Annotated in this window: 20 protein-coding genes, 4 tRNA genes and 1 pseudogene; 11 read left to right on the forward strand and 14 right to left on the reverse strand. The window is 64.2% G+C overall.

What is annotated here, in order from left to right; all coding sequences use genetic code 11:
* Positions 1-61 precede the first annotated feature (61 nt).
* Positions 62-277 (reverse strand): DNA-binding protein, encoded by a 216-nt coding sequence (locus tag R3P95_RS09975; protein ID WP_317548303.1) that lies wholly within the window; start codon positions 275-277, stop codon positions 62-64.
* Positions 278-279: 2 nt separating this feature from the next.
* Positions 280-507, reverse strand: a complete 228-nt coding sequence (locus R3P95_RS09980; RefSeq protein WP_317548249.1) for a helix-turn-helix transcriptional regulator — start codon at positions 505-507, stop codon at positions 280-282.
* Positions 508-637: 130 nt separating this feature from the next.
* On the opposite strand from R3P95_RS09980, the gene R3P95_RS09985 reads away from it, so the two are divergent.
* Positions 638-1,309: a helix-turn-helix transcriptional regulator gene (locus tag R3P95_RS09985; RefSeq protein ID WP_317548304.1), complete on the forward strand. Its 672-nt coding sequence runs from the start codon at positions 638-640 to the stop codon at positions 1,307-1,309.
* Between the two features lie 205 nt (positions 1,310-1,514).
* Positions 1,515-2,567 (forward strand): annotated as a pseudogene (locus R3P95_RS09990) (site-specific integrase); the annotation flags it as partial.
* A 221-nt stretch (positions 2,568-2,788) separates the two neighbouring features.
* Here the strand turns inward: R3P95_RS09990 and R3P95_RS09995 are convergent.
* Positions 2,789-2,864 (reverse strand) — tRNA-Lys (locus R3P95_RS09995).
* A gap of 69 nt (positions 2,865-2,933) precedes the next feature.
* Positions 2,934-4,187: a lipase family protein gene (locus R3P95_RS10000; protein WP_317548250.1), complete on the reverse strand. Its 1,254-nt coding sequence runs from the start codon at positions 4,185-4,187 to the stop codon at positions 2,934-2,936.
* 631 nt (positions 4,188-4,818) lie between these two features.
* Between R3P95_RS10000 and R3P95_RS10005 the strand changes: the two genes are divergently transcribed.
* From R3P95_RS10005 to R3P95_RS10030, 6 genes are all read left to right on the forward strand, one after another.
* Positions 4,819-5,487 carry a TetR/AcrR family transcriptional regulator gene (locus R3P95_RS10005; protein WP_068047934.1) on the forward strand — a complete coding sequence of 223 codons (669 nt, stop codon included), beginning with the start codon at positions 4,819-4,821 and terminating at the stop codon, positions 5,485-5,487.
* Positions 5,488-5,566: 79 nt separating this feature from the next.
* A tRNA-Glu gene (locus tag R3P95_RS10010) sits at positions 5,567-5,639 on the forward strand.
* A gap of 124 nt (positions 5,640-5,763) precedes the next feature.
* A tRNA-Asp gene (locus R3P95_RS10015) sits at positions 5,764-5,837 on the forward strand.
* Between the two features lie 56 nt (positions 5,838-5,893).
* Positions 5,894-5,970, forward strand: a tRNA-Phe gene (locus R3P95_RS10020).
* Positions 5,971-6,069: 99 nt separating this feature from the next.
* The gene (locus R3P95_RS10025) at positions 6,070-6,645 is read left to right on the forward strand and encodes a DUF6584 family protein (protein ID WP_317548251.1); all 576 of its coding nucleotides are present in this window, start codon (positions 6,070-6,072) and stop codon (positions 6,643-6,645) included.
* Positions 6,646-6,727: 82 nt separating this feature from the next.
* Positions 6,728-7,030: a hypothetical protein gene (locus tag R3P95_RS10030; RefSeq protein WP_149405017.1), complete on the forward strand. Its 303-nt coding sequence runs from the start codon at positions 6,728-6,730 to the stop codon at positions 7,028-7,030.
* Positions 7,031-7,043: 13 nt separating this feature from the next.
* Here R3P95_RS10030 and R3P95_RS10035 read toward each other — a convergent pair whose 3' ends face one another.
* Positions 7,044-7,343 carry an ANTAR domain-containing protein gene (locus R3P95_RS10035; protein ID WP_143536687.1) on the reverse strand — a complete coding sequence of 100 codons (300 nt, stop codon included), beginning with the start codon at positions 7,341-7,343 and terminating at the stop codon, positions 7,044-7,046.
* A gap of 90 nt (positions 7,344-7,433) precedes the next feature.
* Complete coding sequence (locus tag R3P95_RS10040) at positions 7,434-8,018, reverse strand: helix-turn-helix domain-containing protein (protein WP_149405019.1); 585 nt, start codon at positions 8,016-8,018, stop codon at positions 7,434-7,436.
* Positions 8,019-8,115: 97 nt separating this feature from the next.
* Here R3P95_RS10040 and R3P95_RS10045 point away from each other — a divergent pair, with 97 nt between their 5' ends.
* A complete protein-coding gene (locus R3P95_RS10045) occupies positions 8,116-9,243 on the forward strand; it encodes a hypothetical protein (RefSeq protein ID WP_317548252.1) in 1,128 nt (375 codons plus the stop codon).
* Here the strand turns inward: R3P95_RS10045 and R3P95_RS10050 are convergent.
* The 5 genes from R3P95_RS10050 to R3P95_RS10070 all read right to left on the reverse strand — a co-directional run bounded on the left by R3P95_RS10050 (position 9,170) and on the right by R3P95_RS10070 (position 13,207).
* Positions 9,170-10,087: a pseudouridine synthase gene (locus R3P95_RS10050; protein ID WP_317548253.1), complete on the reverse strand. Its 918-nt coding sequence runs from the start codon at positions 10,085-10,087 to the stop codon at positions 9,170-9,172. The genes R3P95_RS10045 and R3P95_RS10050 overlap by 74 nt on opposite strands.
* Positions 10,088-10,176: 89 nt before the next feature.
* A complete protein-coding gene (locus R3P95_RS10055) occupies positions 10,177-11,172 on the reverse strand; it encodes an NADP-dependent oxidoreductase (protein WP_317548254.1) in 996 nt (331 codons plus the stop codon).
* A gap of 12 nt (positions 11,173-11,184) precedes the next feature.
* Positions 11,185-11,610 (reverse strand): organic hydroperoxide resistance protein, encoded by a 426-nt coding sequence (locus R3P95_RS10060; protein ID WP_027495882.1) that lies wholly within the window; start codon positions 11,608-11,610, stop codon positions 11,185-11,187.
* Positions 11,607-12,065: a MarR family winged helix-turn-helix transcriptional regulator gene (locus R3P95_RS10065; protein WP_317548255.1), complete on the reverse strand. Its 459-nt coding sequence runs from the start codon at positions 12,063-12,065 to the stop codon at positions 11,607-11,609. Before R3P95_RS10065 ends, R3P95_RS10060 begins: the two co-directional genes overlap by 4 nt.
* Positions 12,066-12,163: 98 nt before the next feature.
* Positions 12,164-13,207 carry an iron-siderophore ABC transporter substrate-binding protein gene (locus R3P95_RS10070; RefSeq protein WP_317548256.1) on the reverse strand — a complete coding sequence of 348 codons (1,044 nt, stop codon included), beginning with the start codon at positions 13,205-13,207 and terminating at the stop codon, positions 12,164-12,166.
* Positions 13,208-13,457: 250 nt separating this feature from the next.
* Between R3P95_RS10070 and R3P95_RS10075 the strand changes: the two genes are divergently transcribed.
* A complete protein-coding gene (locus tag R3P95_RS10075; RefSeq protein ID WP_317548257.1) occupies positions 13,458-14,540 on the forward strand; it encodes a 3-deoxy-7-phosphoheptulonate synthase in 1,083 nt (360 codons plus the stop codon).
* Here the strand turns inward: R3P95_RS10075 and R3P95_RS10080 are convergent.
* Positions 14,537-15,157, reverse strand: coding sequence for an alpha-ketoglutarate-dependent dioxygenase AlkB (locus tag R3P95_RS10080; protein ID WP_317548258.1), 621 nt, complete (start codon positions 15,155-15,157; stop codon positions 14,537-14,539). The genes R3P95_RS10075 and R3P95_RS10080 overlap by 4 nt on opposite strands.
* A gap of 59 nt (positions 15,158-15,216) precedes the next feature.
* On the opposite strand from R3P95_RS10080, the gene R3P95_RS10085 reads away from it, so the two are divergent.
* A complete protein-coding gene (locus tag R3P95_RS10085; protein ID WP_317548259.1) occupies positions 15,217-15,642 on the forward strand; it encodes a VOC family protein in 426 nt (141 codons plus the stop codon).
* Here the strand turns inward: R3P95_RS10085 and R3P95_RS10090 are convergent.
* Together R3P95_RS10090 and R3P95_RS10095 are read right to left on the reverse strand one after the other, a co-directional pair.
* Complete coding sequence (locus R3P95_RS10090; protein WP_094639371.1) at positions 15,635-16,660, reverse strand: AraC family transcriptional regulator; 1,026 nt, start codon at positions 16,658-16,660, stop codon at positions 15,635-15,637. The two genes, R3P95_RS10085 and R3P95_RS10090, sit on opposite strands and share 8 nt — an antisense overlap.
* Positions 16,657-17,829: a pyridoxal phosphate-dependent aminotransferase gene (locus R3P95_RS10095; protein ID WP_269594811.1), complete on the reverse strand. Its 1,173-nt coding sequence runs from the start codon at positions 17,827-17,829 to the stop codon at positions 16,657-16,659. The genes R3P95_RS10090 and R3P95_RS10095 overlap by 4 nt, the downstream gene beginning before the upstream one ends.
* Positions 17,830-17,838: the final 9 nt, after the last annotated feature.

Genomic DNA, 17,838 nt, shown 5'->3' on the forward strand with positions numbered 1-17,838 from the left:
CTCGGTGCTCACGCGGTTGCCGCCGTGTGAACTGCGCCGGGGGCAGTTTTCTGTTCGGCGTTCACGCCGCCGATTGGGTCGAGATGCCGAGAATTGCGAGCAGCCCCGCGACGGGTACGACGTACTTCCTTCCGAGTTTCAAGACTGGGACGGGGAACTCGCCGCGGCGAGCCAGCTCATACGCCGCACAACTGCCCATGCCCAGAACGCTGCCGGCGGTCGGCACGTCGGTTCGGACCCCCAGGGCTCGTACGTCTTCGGCGCTCCAGACCGGCATGCTCACGCTGCATCGCCGCCTCTGCGAGTAGCTGCCTCTTGCTGTGCGAACCAGTGGTCCACTTCGCTCTGCCGGTAGAACACACGTCGCCCGATGTTGAATGAGGGTGGTCCTGCGTTGATCTGCCGCCACCAACGGAGCGTCTCTTTCGAGGTCCGGTAACGGTCGGAGACCTCAGTAGTTGTCAGGTAGTCGATCTGTGGTTCGCGGGTCTCTCGCATGGAAGACATCTGCTATTGCTCCAATCTGGAATTTATTCGACGGCTGTTGATGTCCAGATCAGAGTATCAGCGGTTTAAGCCAATGCGGAGCATTTTCGGGCCATGTTTGACGGTGTTTTGGATTAGTGTGTGTCCTGTGATGGTGAGAGATGGCGAACAGGGACGATCCGATGTCGAGCGGACAGCGGAGGAGTGGTTTGCGCAGAACGTCAAGAACGCTCGCGCTTCGCAGGGAATTACCCAGGGCGCGCTCGCGGCCAAGATGGCAGAGAAGGGCTTCGCTTGGCATCAGGCCACGGTCTACAAGATCGAGAACGGAACCCGGCAGGTCCAGTTAGGCGAGGCCAAGGCGGTCGCGGAGATTCTTGCGGTACCGCTGGAACAACTGACAGCTAAAGGCACTGAGATCGACCGAGTGTTCGGGGAGGTAGAGGCCGAATACCAGTGGCTCGAAGAAGACCGCCAACGGCTCACCGTTCGAGTCAGCAACACTCGCGAAGAGCTGTTCAAACTCCAGCCGCTCCGGGACTACACCAACGGCAAGAAGGTCATCCTGCACACCGTCTGGGGCTCGCTGCATGCACTCGCTCAGCGGTTGCGCGACGGATCACCCCGCCGCATCGACTTCTCAAAGATTCTGTTGGACATGGGATTTGATCAAGATTCTTTGAGGGAGGCGGAAAGCTCAGCAGGCTCGGGCAGCGACGAGACCGATTTTCACATAGACCCCGTCAAGATCGTGGAATACCTCCAGAAGCACTACAAGCTCGACACCCTGCGCAGCCAAAACCACCCCCAGGACCAGCAATGACCACACAACTGAAATTCGACAGTAGAGCGAGTAGGAAAATTCGGGCATTCAGCATCGAGGATGTCCACAAGTGGACTCCTGCCGAGATGAGGTTGTCGTGAAGGGGTCGGTGTCGAAGCGTTGTAAGTGCCCGGTCGAGTACGACGCCCGCGGGCGTCGTAAGTCCTGCCGCAAGCCGCACGGCTCATGGACGTTCCTCGTCGACATGGGTGCGGACCCGCAGACGGGGAAGCGCAGGCAGGTAAGGAAGTCAGGATTCAGGACCAGCGACGAAGCGGAAGCCGAACTCGCGAAGTTCCTCGTCGACGTCGGCAATGGCCAGGTCGCTCACGATCGGCAGCAGACCGTCGAGCAGTACCTGCGCGCCTGGCTCAAATCGAAACGCAACGGCGACACCCGCCCAACGACACTGCGCAGTTACGAACAACACGTCAACGCCTACCTCGTGCCACACCTTGGCCGTATTCGGCTCGGTGACCTCCGGGCCCAGCACATCGAGAACATGCTGGCGACGATCGCGCAGCCGAAGATTGCGCCGGCAGATGGGGAGCGGATCGGGAAGGGTAAGCGGCGACACCCACGCACGCTGTCGAGCGCGACCGTGCGTCGTGTCCACGCGACCATCCGGAGCGCATTGACGTCGGCACGCAGGAAGCGCCTTGTCGCGTTCAACGCTGCCGAGAATCTCGAACTGCCGCGGGCATCACGCCCAAAGGTCCGGCCGTGGGAAGCGGAGGAACTCGGGACGTTCCTGGACGCCGTCGGTACAGAGCGACTGGGTGCGCTGTTCGAGGTGTCTGCGATGACAGGGCTGCGCCGAGGAGAGGTGTGTGGGCTGCGGTGGGATGACGTCGACATGACGAATCGCTCGATCACCGTCCGGCAACAGATTGTCGAGATCAGCGGCGACGGCATCGAGTGTGATTATTGCCACAGCGAGCACCGGCAGTTTCAGTTCGGAAAGCCGAAGACAGCGTCGGGGGAGGACCGCGAGGTCGACCTAGATCAGCAAACGGTCGGTGTCCTGTTGGCGCAGCGGTTCGCCCAGGACGCCGAGCGCGCGCAGTGGGGCGATGCCTATCAGGACCACGGTTTGGTGTTCGCCCGCGAGGACGGATTACCGATACCGCCTCAGAGCGTCACAGAGCGATTCAAGAAGGTCTGTGCAGAGTTGGGGCTACGTCCGATCCGGTTGCACGACCTGCGGCACGGACAGGCCAGTCTTCTACTGGCAGCGGATGTGCCGCTGGCGATCGTGTCGAAGCGTCTCGGTCATTCGTCGATCACGATCACCGCGGACACGTACTCGCACCTGCTCAAGGGAGTCGGGTCGAAAGCGGCGGAAGCGGCCGCCGGCTTGGTGCCTCGCGCGGGCCGTGACCAGGGGTTGCGCCGGGGCGTTCGTGACCATTCGGTGACCACTTCGACTGGTTCGGATGCCGCCGAAACCGCGTCTGACCAGGAATTACCTGGTCAAGATGGTGCCCCCAGTAGGACTCGAACCTACGACCTGCGGATTAAAAGTCCGTAGCTCTACCAACTGAGCTATAGGGGCGCGGCTCGAAAGTGTAATGGGCCGCGCGGTGCCGACGGGCAGTACCCCCGGCAGTGGTGTCGACCGGGGTCAGCGTCCGAAGCTGCTGCATCCGCTCGGCACCGGAATGCCGGCCAGTCGGTCGTCGATCCAGGCGTACGCGCCCGGGATGCCGCTGAAAGCGACGATCAGGTGCTCGCCGAGATACTCCTCGAGTCTGACGCTCGCACCCTGCGCGCACCATTCGTCGTGGAGGGTCTCGGCTCCCTGTCGTGGAATCCAGAACTCCTGTTGTCCCTGGTAGATCATCGTGGGGATGGTGGGGGCGAGGTCGCCGCCGAGGCGGGTCGCGGCGATGACGCTCTCGGCGATCTCGGTGCGGTCGACGTCGGGGATGTCCGAGAGCGCCTGCGCGGGGATCGGGGCCACCAGTCCACCGGGGGCGAGCAAGCTGACGCACATATCCTTGGCGACGGTGGCCAGGCGCAGTCCGTTGGCGTTCATCAGCGAGAACAGTTCGGGGTACTCGCGGGCCACTCCGAGTGCTGCGGACAGGAAGAGCGTCGACGCCGCAGTTCCGTTCATCGACGTCAGCAGAATCCGGTAATCGGTCGGCGGACCACCGAACGCCGCGCCGACCAGATTGACGTCGGGCGCGTACGAGGGGGCCAATTGCGCCGCCCATCCTGTGGCGATCGCCCCACCCGAATACCCCGTGACAGCGATGGGAGACGACGCGGGCAAACCGAGCTCGGGTAGCCGGACCATCGCTCGGAGGGCATCGAGTACCGCGTGCGCGGCCATGCGTCCGGCGGCGTACGCCTGCCGTGGCCCCTCGTGATCGGTGACGACGACGGCGTAGTTCTTGGCCAGGAAGGCCTGCACTGCCGGGATCTCCCGGGCCAACCCGCGCGGGAGCAGCCAGGACGGTGCGCACGTGTTGCCGAGTGAGTTGATGGCCATGTTGTACGCCACGACGGGCCGGCTTCCGGGTCCGGTCCACGGTGCGGTCGGCACGATCACGGTGGTGGCCGCAGCAACGGGCCGGTCCTTGGAGTCATTGGTACGAAACAGGATCTGCGTCGACGTGACCGGCGTGAACAGCGGCCCGACGGTCACCTGTCGGGTTGCCAGCACCGACCCGGGAGGTCGTTGTTCGTAGCCTGCGGGCGGATCGAACCAGGGCTCGCCCAGTGGGGTGGGTAGGTAGAGCGCTGGATCGGCGACGGGTGCCACGAAGTTGCCCAGAGGGTCGGCGGGCGCCGTTCCGGTCGTCGAGAGCGTGAGCATGGCCACCGCGATCACCGTCGTGATGGAACGAAATGCGCAGATCGATACCTTCATGGCATTCACTCGTCTCGAATCGGCCGATCTCCCCCTGTGGTGTATTTCACAGTAAGTCAGCGCGGGCGCCAGCTCGGTCGAAGACGGTGAACGTGTCGGAAACGTTACCGAGCGGTCTTTCTCATATCGATTACCGTGCAATCGATTTGACCGAATGCGCTCGGCACCGACGACGTATTCGCTTGGTGGGCAGTAGATTTGAAATGCTAACGAGCAAGGCGAAGCAGTTGGCGCTCGAGATCCGTTACCGTGAAATGTAATTCGGTTTTCAACCGAAAGTTGTCCGCTCTCCCGGAGCGGCGTGGGCGACGCGTCGACCGTTCGGTTCGTGGGGAACGGACGGTGTCTCGGGCACCGCCGAAAGCGACTGGGTCGGTGTGTGGTTCGGCGTGTGGTTCGGCGCGGGGAGGGGCGCAGAAGTGCGGCTCGAGTGCGCACCCCCTGCAGCGCACTCGAGCCGCGCAGATCATACCATTCGGCTTGTTTCGGTTGCCTAACCGATTTTTCTGTCGGGTGTATGTGTCGAAGCGAACCGTAGGTGAGTCGACTCGCATGTCGTTCGGGTGAAGTACTCTCTATCTATACTACCTGCGGATACGCAGGGCGCTTGGGGCTCGGAGGCACGGAATACATGGCACAACAAGAGCGCGCACGGCGTACCCGGGCGGCCATCGTGGAGGCGGCGGCGGCGGAATTCGCCAAACGCGGATACGCAGCTGCATCCGTCAACACCATCTTGGAGGGCTCCAATGCCACCAAGGGCGCGATGTATTTCCATTTCCAGTCCAAGGAAGATCTGGCCCGGGCTGTGCTCGCTGCGGGACTGGATCGGTACGTCGCCATCACGGAGAAGTGGGCCGACACCACTGCGCATCCGTTCTACGTCATCCGCGGGATCGTGGACGACATCGCACAGAACTTCCAGAACGACGTGATCGTGCGCGCGGAGTTCCGGCTGATAGTCGAGCCGGAGTTCTACGCGGAGGTCCATTCGGGCGGCGGTCGAGTCTGGGGCGCTCAGGGGCTCGCGCAGGCCGAGCGTGCTCTGGCGATGGGTGACCTGAAGCCGGAGTTCGACGCGACCAAGTTCGTGCGAGTGCTCGCAGCGTCGATGGCGGGTCAGCGCTACATGTCGGATCTGGTGGCCGACAACGCAGATCTGCGCGAGCGGTTCGAAGAATCCGTCGAGGTCGTGCTGCTAGCGATGGCGTCGGAGCGTTGGCTCGCCGAGTTCAAACTGCACGGGTGGGATCACTACAGTGAAAACTGCGCAAAAACCGCCTCTGACCTGCCGGTTTGAGATTTACAGCGAAAGTGTCCTAAGCTATCCCAGCTCCCAACGGAACGCCGTTGAGGGTAACGTCGAAGCAGTTCGGCGGGCCCCCTTCGTCTAGCGGCCTAGGACGCCGCCCTTTCAAGGCGGTAGCGCGGGTTCGAATCCCGTAGGGGGTACGTAGGAAGAGATCGGTTTGACAACCCGGTCGGCAGTACAGCATTCTTCGTCTCGCTCTCCGCGAGGTGCGGATTTGCAGTTCGGAGAGTTTCTACGCTAGAAATAGCGCGGCAACAACAGCAAGGCCCTGTGGCGCAGTTGGTTAGCGCGCCGCCCTGTCACGGCGGAGGTCGCGGGTTCGAGTCCCGTCAGGGTCGCAACATCGATACGAGAGTATCGGCATTGCGATGGCATTGTAGTACCGGTGCCGCCCGGCCAGGTAGCTCAGTTGGTACGAGCGTCCGCCTGAAAAGCGGAAGGTCGCCGGTTCGATCCCGGCCCTGGCCACCACGGTGTGGATCGACGAGCACATGTATCGACAAGTACGATGAAAGCCCCTTCCGGTACTCCGGCAGGGGCTTTTTCGCGTCCACGAGTTATTGTCGACGCGTGGACGTGATCGATCGAGCGCAGGAGGATCTGGCGCGCGGAGACAGCATCGCTGCCAGGGATCGACTGGTCGGCGCATTGGTCCGAAACCCGACATCGCCCGGCATTCTCGAATTGCTCGCGTACACGTATCTGGTACTCGGCGATCGTGCGGCGGCCGGAGCGGCATGGTTTCTCACCGACAAGTCCGACGACGATCCGACGGCGTCCGCTGCGTTCGCCGCACTGGAGAAGCAGTACAGATCGCCTCTGATGATGGCGCGGGCCCTGCCCATCCACGCGCCGTCCGATTGGTACCCCACCCGTGCGCGGATTCGGCTCGAACGGCTCGGGGCCGCGATCGAAGCCAACGGACAACAGTGGGTGCCGCCGCGAGACGTCGTCTATTTCGACGAGGACGGGCTGAACTCGGACGACTTCTACGACTCCGATCTCGATGCCGACGATGACGACTTCGCCGGTGCTCGTGCGGGGGCGTGCTACCGCACGGTGCGACAGCGAGCCATAGCGGCGACCATCGTGATCGCTATCGCCGCCACCTCGGCGTCCGTGGTCCTGGCGCTCGTCTTCGGCTGACCCGGTTCACGAACGAAGCGTTCGACGCCGAGCGTAGAGTCGCGAAAGAATTTCCGGCCGACGATCGAGGGTGACGAGTTCCATGGGCACAGCGAACGGCGCGGCGTCACCGGCTCCGCGAGACGACAACTATGCCGTCAACCTCGAGCAGGCGAAGGTGTTCGCGAGAGGACTGGCCGAACACATCGAGACGTGTTCGGCCTCCATCGAACTGGCGCAGTCCAAGGCATTTCGAGCTCGCGCGGATCGCGCCGAATCCAAGGCCCGAGCATTCGAGTCCGAGGCGTCGGCGCTCCGCACCGAGCTGTACGAAATGTACCGACACATCGATGCGATGACGGCGCGCTTTCCTGAGCTACGCAGCGATCCATCCGTTCGCGGCTGACTCCCGGGTTCGATCAGACAGCTGCGGAATCGGTGACCATACCGAAGGTCGTCTCCGCGCCTCGACGGCCGAGTGCCGAGCCCCACACCTCGTACACCGCATCGGTTGCGGAGGATCGCTCGATGTCGCGGCCCTCCGCGACGGTGATGAGTGTGCGAGAGAGCTCGAACAGACTGACCCGGTGATTTCTCGCGGTCGTGAACAGCTCGTCGATGGCGTCGGCGACGGAGCCGCCGTGGATCCCGATGAGCACGCCGGTTGCGATGTCCACGTGAGTACGAGATGCAGGCGATTCGGGCAGTCTGTCGGTCATCTTTTTCCTCGAGATGGTGTGGTCGGTGCGGATGACCGAAGCGGTTCCTGGGGTCGAGCGGGCTTCACTGTCTCACACGGACATGACATTTCATACCGTCGGTTTCGCCCGCACGTGCATCCGCTCTCCCTGGGGTCCGAACAAGCTCAGAAGCTCGACCGGCCTGTCTCCGACGGCACCGAACCAGTGCGGCACACGAGTGTCGAATTCGGCTGCCTCACCGGCCTTCATCGTCAGATCGTGCTCGCCGAGAATCAGCCGCAGGGTGCCGTCGAGGACGTAGAACCACTCGTACCCCTCGTGGGTTCGGGGACGCGGCTCCGAGCTCTCCGGGCGAATCAGAAGCTTGTACGCCTGCAGGCCGCCGGGACGCAGCGTCAGAGGAAGGATCGTCACATGTTCGCGAACGGTGGCCGTGGTGCGCACCCGAGGGTCCGCCACGGGAGGTGCAGTCACCAGATCGTCGAGTTTCATCTGATGGGCCCGAGCGATGGGCCACAGCAACTCGAGGCTGGGCTTGCGGTCACCGGACTCGAGCCGTGACAGTGTGCTGATCGAAATTCCCGTGGTGTCCGACAGCGACGCCAGGGTGGTGTTCTTCTCCATCCTGATGCGCTTGAGGCGGGGGCCGAGGCCTGCGATGACCTCGTCCAGTCCCTTGTTCGTGTCGTCCATGACTCCATTGCAGTTTCGGCAACCCAATTTGTCAACCTGGGAAACAGAGGCGACCGAAAACCGCCCGTGGGCGCGGCGGGCGGCACATAATCGATCGATGACGGGTCGTTCGGGGACCACATACCGCAGTGGCATGATTCGCGATGCCTACGGCAGCCCCGCATCCGAGGCATTCATGGTCGTGGCCATCGCGACCATTCTGATCACCAGGGCATATCTGGAGTTGACCCACTATCCCCAGGTAGGCGGAAAGTCGCTGCACATCGCTCATGCCCTGTACGGCGGAGCGGCGATGATGCTCGCGCTGCTGATCGGGTGGATGTTCATCGGGTTCGGCGTTCGGGTGTTCACCGTGCTGCTCGGTGGGATCGGATTCGGGTTGTTCCTCGACGAAGTCGGCAAATTCGTCACCAAGGACAACGACTATTTCTACGGACCCTCGTCGGAGATCATGTACGTCCTGGTGGTTCTGCTGTTGGTGTTCAGCAGGATCGTCCGGGAGTTCCGCCGGCCCTCGGTCGACGAATCGCTGGCCAATGCGGCTGCGATCGCCGCCGATGGCGTCGCGCACGGACTGCCCGAGCATCGGCGCGACTGGGCGCTACGAATGCTCGCGCGCGCCGAGGCCGAGGGGGCCGACGCGGACACCGTGGCCGGGATCGGACTGTTGCTCGGTCGCTGTCGTTCGTCGACGTCGCGGACCCACTCGCTGTGGAACTTCGTTCCCCGGCTGATCCCCGCCTTCTTCACCAGCCCCCGGTGGATTCCCGTCGTCGGCTGGGGACTGGTTCTGCTCTCCGGGGCCGGAGTGGTGTTCGGAATCGTCGAACTCGTGATCGGGGACCTGGACATCGATCGGCGCGACCTGACGATCGACATCGACGGCATGGGAATTGCCAGCGGGATCCTGTTCGTCAGTGCCTGTCTCACCTTCGCCACGGCGCTGCCGGCGATGCTGCGGTTACGCCCGGAAGGCCCGCTCTGGCCTCTGCGCATCCTCCGCGTGTCCGCGTTGATATTCACTCTGCTCAACGCCCTTGTGGACTTCGCTCAGGAAGGATTTGCCGCGCTGTTCAACGTTGCGATCGGATTGTTCGCGCTCGCAGTCATCTCGCATCGCATCACGGTCCGTACCGCCGAGATCGCCGACGTCACGGCCGAATCTGCTGCATCGCAGGTGGTTCGAGACTCCGATCGCTCTCGAACCGTCGAACCAGGCCGCTGAGCGGATCGACGAACTCGATCGAACGCGCCAACAAGCGGAGAGGGTCGGAGTAATCGTCGTCGGCGACATCGCGGAACGTGGGGTAGAAATTGTCGCCGACGATCGGAATTCCCAACGAGCACATGTGAACTCGAAGTTGGTGGGTCTTTCCGGTTCGCGGATGCAATCGGTACAGGCCGTGGGTTCCGAGCGTGTCGACGAGTTCCACGAAAGTGTCCGCGTTGGGCTCGCCGGGTACCTCGCGGGCCTGGAGAACGCCGCGCTCCTTGATGATTCGGCTGCGTACGGTCAGCGGAAAGTTCAGGTCCTGGGCGAGTGGGGCGATGGCGTCGTACTGCTTGGTGATCGCGCGTTGAGCGAACAACTCCTGGTACGGCCGCCGAGCCTGCTGCCTGACGGTGAACACCAGAACGCCGGCGGTGAGTCGGTCCAGGCGATGCGCCGGACTCAGTTCGGGCAGGTCGAACCGGCGTCGGAGCAGGACGAGGGCAGATCGCGCGACGTAGGCGCCGCGTGGGGTGGTGGCCAGGAAGTGCGGCTTGTCGACGACGAGCAGGTTCTCGTCCTGATGGACAACGTCGAGGGAGAACGGCACCGTGGGCTCCACCGGCGGATCGCGGTAGAGATAGATGTCCGATCGCGGTTTCGCGACCGTCGTCGAATCGATGGGTACGCCTGCCGCGTCGACGATCTCGCCGCCGGCGACCTTCTCGGTCAGCCTGGCTGCGTCCTGGGGGAACCGGGCGCGCAGATGCTCGAGCACGGTCACCCCGGTTGCATTGTCCGGCATCCGCACCCGGGTGGGGTCGAGACCGTCGCGCAACGGCAGGGGAGCGGCGGGCATGCATCGACTCTAACCGCTCGAGCATGGAAACACCCCGGTCGGAAATTCCGACCGGGGTGTGGACTGCGGTAGAACCTTTCGGGTCCGACTCAGATGGTGACGACCATCTTGCCGGTGTTCTCACCCTTCATCAGTCCGATGAACGCAGAGGGAGCGTTCTCCAGACCGTCGACGACTGTCTCGTCGAATTCGATTGCGCCACTGTCCAACCACTGGGTCATCTTCGTGCGGAATTCCTCGGTGAGGTGCGCGTAAGAACCGACGATGAATCCCTTGAGCGTCAGCTCCTTGCCGATGGCCAGAGCGAGATTGCGTGGTGCGGGAGTGGGCTCGGTGGAGTTGTACTGAGCGATGGCTCCGCACATGGCAATTCGGCCGTACTTGTTCATCGAACCGATGGCACCTTCGAGATGCTCGCCGCCGACGTTGTCGAAGTACACATCGATGCCGTCGGGTGCCGCCTTGCGGAGCTGCTCGGCGACCGGGCCGTCGTGGTAATCGAATGCCGCGTCGAAACCGAGCTCGAGCAAGCGAGCCACCTTGGCGGGGGAGCCCGCACTGCCGATGACCCGAGATGCGCCGAGCGCCTTGGCGATCTGGCCGACGAGCGATCCGACGGCACCGGCTGCGCCGGACACGAACACGACATCGCCTTCCTTGAACGACGCGACGTCGGTCAGGCCTGCGTACGCCGTCGTGCCGGTCATTCCGAGTGCGCTGAGGTATGCCGAGGCCTTCGCGGCGTCGAGGTCGACCTTGCTTGCGCCCTTCGCCGGGACGACGGCGAGATCGCGCCACCCCTTGCCGTGCAGAACGGCGTCGCCGACAGCGAAGCCCTCGGCCTTGGACTCGACGACCTCGCCGACTGCACCGCCGTCGAGCGGAGCGTCGAGCTGGAACGGCGGGACGTACGACTTGACGTCGTTCATCCGGCCGCGCATGTACGGATCGACCGACATCACGATGTTGCGGACGAGGATCTGCCCGTCGGCGAGCTCGGGGAGATCGACGACCTCCGCGCGAAAGTTGTCCTCCGTCGGCCAGCCTTGTGGGCGGGACGCGAGGTGAATTTCGTGTGCCTTCATGGTGATGAGTCCTTACTCGTCTTCGGTGACGGTGACGGTGACGTCGATGTTGCCGCGGGTGGCGTTGGAGTACGGGCACACCTGGTGGGCCTTGTCGGCCAATGCCTGTGCGTTCTCGCGGCTCAGGTTCGGCAGCGTCACCTCGAGGGTGACGGCGAGCTGGAAGCCGCCAGCGTCGTTGGGGCCGATGTCGACACGAGCGCCGACGGCCGAATCGGTGACGTCGGCCTTGTCCTGACGTGCCACCATCTGCAGTGCGGAGTGGAAGCATGCGGCGTAGCCGGCGGCGAAGAGCTGCTCGGGGTTGGTGCCGTTGCCGCTGCCGCCCATGGCCTCGGGGATGGCGAGATCGAGATCGAGGCGTCCGTCGGAAGTGCGGGCGTGGCCGTTTCGGCCTTCACCGGTGGCCAGTGCCTCGGCGGTGTAGATCGTCTTCATGATGCTCCTTCTGTCTTGCCGGAATCGGTGTGATGCAGAGCGCTCGTCAATGCGTCGAGCGACTCCTTGAGCTTGACGAGATCGTCGACGTTCATGCCGGTCTTCTCGGCGAGCTTGCGTGGAATGTCGAGTGCCTTGGTGCGCATGGCACTTCCGGCCTCGGTCAGGTGGATCTCGACGCGACGTTCGTCGGTGCTCAGGCGTCGGCGCTCGATGAATCCGAGGCCTTCGAGCCGCTTGAGCATGGGCGACAGAGTGCCGGTGTCGAGATCGAGTTCGGCGCAGATGTCCTTGACGCCGCGCCCGTCCTGTTCCCACAGCACCAGCAGCACGAGGTACTGCGGGTACGTGACGCCGAGCTCGTCGAGCATCGGGCGATACACCGCGGTGGTAGCCCGCGAAGCGGAATACAACGCGAAGCACACCTGACGGTCGAGTGCGAGTTCGTTGGCCACTTCACGAACAGTAGTGCACGGTTTAGTTGTGCGCAACCTATCTGTCCGACGTGAGCGGAACTTCGTAGCCTGCTACGAGGTTCCGCTCACATGGGGGGTCAGCCCTGCAGGGCGTCCTCGAGGCCGTCGAGCACGATGGTTGCCGCCGTCGGACCTGCGTTGAGGTACCACGGGTCGTCGTCGACTCGGACGATGTGGTTCTCGGTGGCCGCGCTCATGCCGGTCCACAGCGGGTTGGTGGTGTACGACGCGGCGCTCGAATCGGCTTCGGCGTCCTGGCTGGAGACGAACACCCAGTCCGCGTTCGCCAGTTGAATTTCTTCCTCGCTGAAGTCCTGCGAGGTGTTGTCGAACTGCTGGCTTTCCGGTCGGGCCAGTCCGGCGTCCCAGGCGATGTATCCGGCGAACGACGGGACGCCGAACACGCGTGCCCGGTCGGCGGTGAAGCGGACGAACGAGACCGTGGGTGCGTCACCGCTCGCGAACGAATCACCCAGTGCCGCAGCATCGGAGGTGAAGGTGTCGACGAAGCTCTGTGCCTGCTCGGTACGGCCCAACGCGTCGGCGAGAAGCAGGAAGTCCTGTTTCCAGTTCACTCCGGTGCCCTCGGTGAGTACGGTCGGCGCGATGGTCGACAGCGTCGAGTAGATGTCCTCGGAACCGGCCTCGTTCGCCAGGATGAGGTCGGGTTCGATGGCGGCGATGGCCTCGATGTCGACCTCTTGCCGGTTGCCGACGTCGACGAACCGGTCCATCCGGTCCGCGTACTGCGGGAACGAGAAGCTGATGTAGTCCGGGACCAGAGCGGCACCGTCTCCGTAGGCGACTCCGGTGGGTACGACGCCCAGAGTGAGGGCTGCGTCGAGCTGGCCGGTGGCGATGACGACGATCTTCTTCGGTTCGGCGGGGATTTCGGTGGAGCCGCCGAAGTGGCCGACCGTGCGGGGGAACGCTCCGTCCGCGGCACCCGAACCCATGCCGTCGGGGATGCCGGTGGGGCCGGGAGCGTCCGAGGTGGCGTTGTCGGTTCCGGACGCGGCGCTGGTGGAGGGAGTGGCCGTCTGCTCGGCGGTGCCGCCGCAGGCGACGGTGGTCAGTGCGGTGACCGCGACGATCGTGGTGGCCAGGAGTAGACGTTTCACTTCGTTCTCTTTCACGGTCGGACGTAGGCAGGTAACGCTAGCCTAATCCTGATCGGGCTGAGGTCCGCGATTCGTTCATCTGCTACGGTGCTTTTCATGCAGCGCACGTATTTCTGGTTTAGCAGGCCGGCCCCGGGTGGGTCAGCCAGCGACGCCATGCGCTGACCCTCCACCCCACGAGCCGGATACAGACCGGCTCGAAGTGCGTGTGGAGCATGAGGAGCCGGCCTGGGAACAGGAACGACCCGTCATGACACTCTCTCTCGACACCCCACCTCTCGATGATCAGCGGACCATCAGCATCAGTCCGCTGGTTGCTCCGTCGGTGCTGCGCCGCGACCATGCAGTGGACGACGCCATCTCTGCCACCGTCAGAAGCGGCCGCGCCGGCGTGGTCGACGTGCTGGACGGCCGTGACGATCGACTGATCGTCGTCGTCGGCCCGTGCTCGGTGCACGACACCGATGCTGCCCTCGACTACGCCCGACGCCTCGCGGCCAAGGCGGCCGAACTGGGCGATCGCCTGCACATCGTCATGCGGGTCTACTTCGAGAAGCCGAGGACGACGCTCGGGTGGAAAGGATTGATCAACGATCCGCACCTCGACGGCAGCTTCGACATCAATGCCGGCCTGCGCGTGGGACGTCAACTGCTGCTGGATATTTCCGCGCTCGGTCTGCCGGTCGGGTGCGAGTTCCTCGACCCGATCACCCCGCAGTACATCGCAGACCTGGTCAGCTACGGCGCAATCGGTGCGCGGACTGCGGCCAGTCAGGTGCATCGCCAGCTGTGCAGTGCGTTGTCGATGCCGGTGGGGATCAAGAACTCCACCGAGGGCGACATCCAGGTCGCGGTCGACGGCACCCGTGCTGCCGCCGCGAGCCACGTCTTCCCCGGCACCGACCTCGACGGCCAGGCGGCTTTGATCCGCACCGTCGGAAACCCGGACTGTCACGTCATTCTGCGCGGCGGCGACGACGGGCCGAACTACGATGTCGAATCGGTCGCCGATACCGTTGCACGCCTGCGTAAGTCGGGCCTACCGGAGCGAGTCGTCATCGACGCCAGTCACGGCAACAGTCGCAAGGACCACAACAAGCAGGTCGACGTGGTCACCGACGTGGCAGCACGGGTCGCGGCAGGCGAACACGGCATCGTCGGTCTGATGCTCGAGAGCTTCCTGGTCGCGGGGCGTCAGGATCTCGAGCTGGGCCACCGTGACGATCTGGTGTACGGGCAGTCGATTACCGACGCCTGCCTCGACTGGACCACCACGGCAACGCAATTGGACACACTCGCGGCCGCGGTGGAGAAGCGCCGGGCCTCGCGCTAGCGGACCCCGCGCGGTCGGAACTGCACGCTGATGCGTGGGCCGGTCGCGCGGGTGGACTTGGGTACGGCATGTTCCCAGGTTCGTTGACACGAGCCACCCATCACCACCAGGTCGCCGTGACCGAGCGTGAACTTCAACGACGTTCCACCGCCGCGCGGTCGGAGCATGAGTTGCCGTGAGGCACCGAGGGATACGATCGCAACCATGGTGTCCTCGGTGGCGCTGCGACCGATGTTGTCACCGTGCCAGGCGACGCTGTCGGATCCGTCGCGGTAGTAGCACAGTCCGGCGGTGGCGAACGATTCTCCGAGTTCGGCGCGGTAGTGCTCGTCGAGGGCATCGCGTGCGTCGTACAGTGCGGCGTCGGGCCACCGCTCGCGCTCGGCGTAGAACCGAACCAGGCGCGGCACATCGACCACGCGGTCGTACATCTGCCTGCGCTCGGCCCGCCAATCGACGGAGTCCACCAGCGAATCGAACAGGCGGGTATCGGACAACCAACCCGGCCGAACGTCCACCCACGCCCCGAGTGTGAGTTCGCGACGGGTGACGGACTCGAGCGACCCGACGCCACCGTCGGCGTCACCGAACAACGAGCCCTGCATGGCGAGCGACATAGCCGTCACTGTATCGAACGTGTGTTCCCATTTCCAGTGCGCGGCGGTACCGTGCCGTCATGGGATATCGATTTCAGGTGGTCGTCGACAGTGCGAACCCGCACGCACTGGCGAAGTGGTGGGCGCAGACGCTGGGTTGGCAGTCCGAACCCAGCAACGAGGACTTCATTCGCGAGATGGTCGCCGCGGGGCATGCGCGCGAGGAGGACACGACCACTTTCGAGGGTGTTCTCGTGTGGCAGGCGGGCGCGGGAATCACCGATCCCGAGTCGCCCGACAGCCCGCGGGTGCTGTTCCAATCGGTGGCCGAGCCGAAATCGGTGAAGAATCGGCTGCACCTCGACATCCGCGTCGGCGACGAGCGTGAATCGATGGTCACACAACTGGAAGCACGGGGCGCGTCGGTACTGTATCGAGGACATGAGGGCCCCAGTGTCTGGATCACCATGACCGATCCCGAGGGCAACGAGTTCTGCGTCAGCTGAGACGGTACGAGCCGGGGGTCTGGCCGGTCCATCGCTTGAAGGCTCGGCGGAAGGCGCTGGGCTCGGAGAACCCCAACCTGGTCGAGATGTCGTCGACGCTGTCTCCGCGGCTCAGTCCGGAGATGGCTGCATCGCGCAGCACCTCTTCGCGCAGTTGGTTGATGGAGGTGCCCTCCTGCCGAAGAATTCGGCGCAGGTGTGGCGGGCTGATGTTCAACATCGCCGCGATTTCGTCGGTTCCCGGTGCGCCACCTTTGAATCCGGTTTCCAGGGCGCGGCGAACCTGGCTCGACGCAGTGCTGTCGTAATCTCGGGACGAGAACAGCAGATTGGGCGACTCCGCGAGGTACTCCGCCAAAGTCGCCTCGGTCTGCACGATCGGTGCCCGCATCACCGCGCTGTCGAATTCCAGTGTGGCGAGCTCGGTTCCGAACTCCACGTGGGTTCCGAAGATGGCGTCGTACATCTTTCCCGCCTCGGGGCCCGGCAGCGCGTAGGGCAGTTGCACCGACAGAAGCTTGACCCGGTTGCCGATGAGCCACGCCGCGAATCGGTGCAGCAGAATCAGCAGGAAGTCGGTCAGCAGTCGCTCGGCGAGTTCGTTGCCTTCCGGGCTCAGGTGGGTGGTGGGAGTGACGTGCACCGTCAGGACCGTGGATTCTTCGGTTCGATCGATCGTCATGGGGCGTACCGGTATCAGTACCCGCATGGTCTCGGACATTCGAATCAGTGCAGCCTGCAGGTTCTCGGTGTGTATCAGGGTCTGGCACACCACGCGAAAGCTCCCGCGCCGCACCGGTACTGCAGCGAGACCGAACAGTTCGTCGCCGGTCATCGTCCAGACCGCCTGGGTGAATGCGGTGACCTGCCTGGTGGTCAGACGCTCGGCCGGATTGTCGAGGATGGTGGATCCGATGCCGGCCATCGACAGCGGGTAGGTCAGGTCGACCCCGCTCCTCGTAGCGAGGTCGACGGCCTGCCTGACGAAGTAGGCCGGGATCGTCGGTTGCGCAGTCACAACTTTCGTAGCCTCTCGGCCGCGTCGGCGAGAACCTCGTCCTGCTTGCAGAAAGCGAAGCGCACCAACGACTTCCATGGAGCCGGCTCGTCGACGAACGCCGTGACCGGAACCGCCGCGACGCCCACCAGATCCGGCAGGGAGCGGCAGAACTCGTAGGCGTCACCGCGTCCGATCGGTGCGATGTCGGCACAGACGAAATACGTTCCTGCGCTGTACTTCACATCGGCACCTGTCGCTGCGAGAGCGGCCGAGAGTGTGTCTCGCTTGCGTTGCAGGCCGTCGCGCATCTGCGCTATCCACGCCTGCTCGTGCTCGAGCGCGTAGGCGACGGCCGGTTGGAAGGGAGTGCCGCCGACGAAGGTCATGAACTGTTTGGCCGCGCGGACGGCGTCGATCAATTCGGCAGGCCCCAGCGCCCAGCCCGTCTTCCATCCGGTGGCGTTGAAGGTTTTGGCGGCACTCGACACCGTGACGGTGCGCTCGAACATCCCGGGCAGTGTCGCGATCGGCGTGTGCACCGTGCCGTCGAAGGTGAGGTGCTCGTAGACCTCGTCGGTGAGGACCAGCAGATCGTGGGTGACGGCGATGTCGGCGATGCGGATCATGGTGTCCCGGTCGAAGACCGTGCCGGTCGGGTTGTGCGGGGAGTTGACGATCAGCATGCGCGTGCGGGGCCCGATAGCGCGTTCGAGGGCGTCGGTGTCGACGGTCCATCCGTTGCCGTCGGACACCAGTGGCACCGCGGTTCGAGTGGCACCGGCGAGTGCGATGGCGGCCGCGTAGGAGTCGTAGAACGGTTCGATCAGCAGGACGTCGTCACCTGACTCGATCAGGCCGAGAAGTGTCGCCGAGATCGCCTCGGTGGCACCGACGGTGACGAGTATCTGCGAATCGGGGTCGTAGCGCAGACCGAATCGGGCCGCCCTGTCGTCGGCGATGGCTGCCCGCAGCACCGGCATGCCAGGGCCGGGGGAGTACTGGTTGAGGCCGCTCGCGATGGCCTCACGCGCGGTCTCGAGCATGGCTGGTGGGCCGTCGGTGTCGGGGAAGCCCTGCCCGAGGTTGACGGCCTTCTTCTCGACGGCGAGTGCGGTCATCTCGGCGAAGATCGTCGACGCGAACGGGCGCAACCGTGCCACTGTGCGCGAGGGGAACAACTCGGACATTCCTGCAGC

Source organism: Rhodococcus cercidiphylli, assembly GCF_033042225.1.
Taxonomy (GTDB): Bacteria; Actinomycetota; Actinomycetes; order Mycobacteriales; family Mycobacteriaceae; genus Rhodococcoides.

Coding starts and splice junctions, on each gene's coding strand:
- R3P95_RS09975 (WP_317548303.1), bottom strand. CDS start 277: ATGCCGGTCTGGAGCGCCGAAGACGTACGAGCCCTGGGGGTCCGAACC.
- R3P95_RS09980 (WP_317548249.1), bottom strand. CDS start 507: ATGTCTTCCATGCGAGAGACCCGCGAACCACAGATCGACTACCTGACA.
- R3P95_RS09985 (WP_317548304.1), top strand. CDS start 638: ATGGTGAGAGATGGCGAACAGGGACGATCCGATGTCGAGCGGACAGCG.
- R3P95_RS10000 (WP_317548250.1), bottom strand. CDS start 4,187: ATGAAGGTATCGATCTGCGCATTTCGTTCCATCACGACGGTGATCGCG.
- R3P95_RS10005 (WP_068047934.1), top strand. CDS start 4,819: ATGGCACAACAAGAGCGCGCACGGCGTACCCGGGCGGCCATCGTGGAG.
- R3P95_RS10030 (WP_149405017.1), top strand. CDS start 6,728: ATGGGCACAGCGAACGGCGCGGCGTCACCGGCTCCGCGAGACGACAAC.
- R3P95_RS10035 (WP_143536687.1), bottom strand. CDS start 7,343: ATGACCGACAGACTGCCCGAATCGCCTGCATCTCGTACTCACGTGGAC.
- R3P95_RS10040 (WP_149405019.1), bottom strand. CDS start 8,018: ATGGACGACACGAACAAGGGACTGGACGAGGTCATCGCAGGCCTCGGC.
- R3P95_RS10045 (WP_317548252.1), top strand. CDS start 8,116: ATGACGGGTCGTTCGGGGACCACATACCGCAGTGGCATGATTCGCGAT.
- R3P95_RS10050 (WP_317548253.1), bottom strand. CDS start 10,087: ATGCCCGCCGCTCCCCTGCCGTTGCGCGACGGTCTCGACCCCACCCGG.
- R3P95_RS10055 (WP_317548254.1), bottom strand. CDS start 11,172: ATGAAGGCACACGAAATTCACCTCGCGTCCCGCCCACAAGGCTGGCCG.
- R3P95_RS10060 (WP_027495882.1), bottom strand. CDS start 11,610: ATGAAGACGATCTACACCGCCGAGGCACTGGCCACCGGTGAAGGCCGA.
- R3P95_RS10075 (WP_317548257.1), top strand. CDS start 13,458: ATGACACTCTCTCTCGACACCCCACCTCTCGATGATCAGCGGACCATC.
- R3P95_RS10080 (WP_317548258.1), bottom strand. CDS start 15,157: ATGTCGCTCGCCATGCAGGGCTCGTTGTTCGGTGACGCCGACGGTGGC.
- R3P95_RS10085 (WP_317548259.1), top strand. CDS start 15,217: ATGGGATATCGATTTCAGGTGGTCGTCGACAGTGCGAACCCGCACGCA.
- R3P95_RS10095 (WP_269594811.1), bottom strand. CDS start 17,829: ATGTCCGAGTTGTTCCCCTCGCGCACAGTGGCACGGTTGCGCCCGTTC.